The sequence below is a fragment of the Microbacterium barkeri genome, from assembly GCF_027921765.1.
Lineage (GTDB): Bacteria > Actinomycetota > Actinomycetes > Actinomycetales > Microbacteriaceae > Microbacterium > Microbacterium barkeri.
On the sequence record NZ_BSEJ01000029.1, the window covers coordinates 1 to 1,446 of the forward strand.

Sequence of the window (1,446 nt, forward strand, 5' to 3'; positions counted from 1 at the left end):
GAGCGTGTCAAATGGTGTGTGTAAGGGGTGCTGGTTCTCCTTACGAAAGGAAGCACGCACTTGGCGATCGACAAGGTGGCGCGGGAAGCGCGTCGGAAGTCTCAGGCGGAGGGCGCGCAGCGTCTGATCGAGTCCGGGATGCTGGATGAGCTGTTCGAGAAGATCGATTCGGGCGAGGTCCAGCTCGACGGGGATGGCGGGTTCGTTCAGCAGCTGATCAAGGCGGGCCTGGAGCGGGGGCTGCAGGCGGAGCTGACCTCTCATGTCGGCTATGAGAAGGGTGATCCTGAGGCGCGGCTTCACGAGAACTCGCGCAACGGGTCGTATCCGAAGACGGTGGGGACCACGGCTGGGGAGGTGGAGCTGCGGATCCCTCGGGACCGGAACGGGACGTTCGCGCCGCGTCTGGTGCCGGTCGGGACGCGGCGGCTGTCACAACTGGACGAGATGATCATCTCGCTCTACGCCGGCGGGATGACGGTGCGCGATATCGAGCACCATCTCGTCTCCACGCTCGGGGTGGACCTCAGTCATGAGACGGTCTCGAACATCACCGAGGAGATCGCCGAGGAGGTCCTGGCCTGGCAGACCCGGCCGCTGGAGGCGTTCTACCCGGTGATCTACCTCGACGCGCTCGTGGTCAAAGTCCGCGACGGCGGGCACGTGCGCAACAAGGCCGCGCACATCGCCGTGGGCGTCGACATGGACGGCATCAAGCACGTCCTGGGCATCTGGATCCAAGCGAGCGAGGGCGCGAGGTTCTGGGCCGGGGTCTGCGCGGAGCTCGCCAACCGCGGCGTCCGCGACGTCCTCATCGTCTGCTGCGACGGGCTCACCGGGTTCCCCGAGGCGATCGAAGCGACCTGGCCGGACTCGATGATCCAGACCTGCGTGGTCCACCTCATCCGCAACGCGATGCGGTTCGTCGCCTACGGGCAGCGCAAGGCCGTCGCCGCGGCGCTGAAGCCGATCTACCAGGCCCCGACCGCGGACGCCGCCCGCGCCGAGCTGGAGGCGTTCAAGGCCTCCGAGCTGGGGCGAGCGAACCCGCGATCGGCGCGGGTGTTCGAGGACGCGTGGGAACGGTTCACACCGTTCCTGGCGTTCCCGCCCGAGCTGCGCCGGGTGATCTACACCACCAACGCGATCGAGTCGCTGAACTTCCAACTGCGGAAGGTCATCAAGAACCGCGGCCACTTCCCCAACGACCAAGCCGTCGTGAAGCTCCTCTGGCTCGCGATCTGCGACATCGAGGACAAACGAGCCCGCGACCGCGCGTCTCGACGCAGCAAGAACCACAAAACCAGCGGACGCCTCGTCGAAGGTCAAGTCGTCACGAACTGGAAGAAGGCCCTCGAACAACTCGCCCTCGTCTACCCCGAGCGCATCGAGCCCTACCTCTGACCCCGAGGACCCAACTCCTTACACACACAACTTGACAAGCTC

The 1,446-nt window shown here is 65.8% G+C and carries 1 protein-coding gene; it reads left to right on the forward strand.

Going from position 1 to position 1,446, the window contains the following annotated elements:
- Window positions 1–138: 138 nt before the first annotated feature.
- Window positions 139–1,404: an IS256 family transposase gene (locus tag PKE79_RS16415; protein WP_374727766.1), complete on the forward strand. Its 1,266-nt coding sequence runs from the start codon at window positions 139–141 to the stop codon at window positions 1,402–1,404.
- Window positions 1,405–1,446 lie beyond the last annotated feature (42 nt).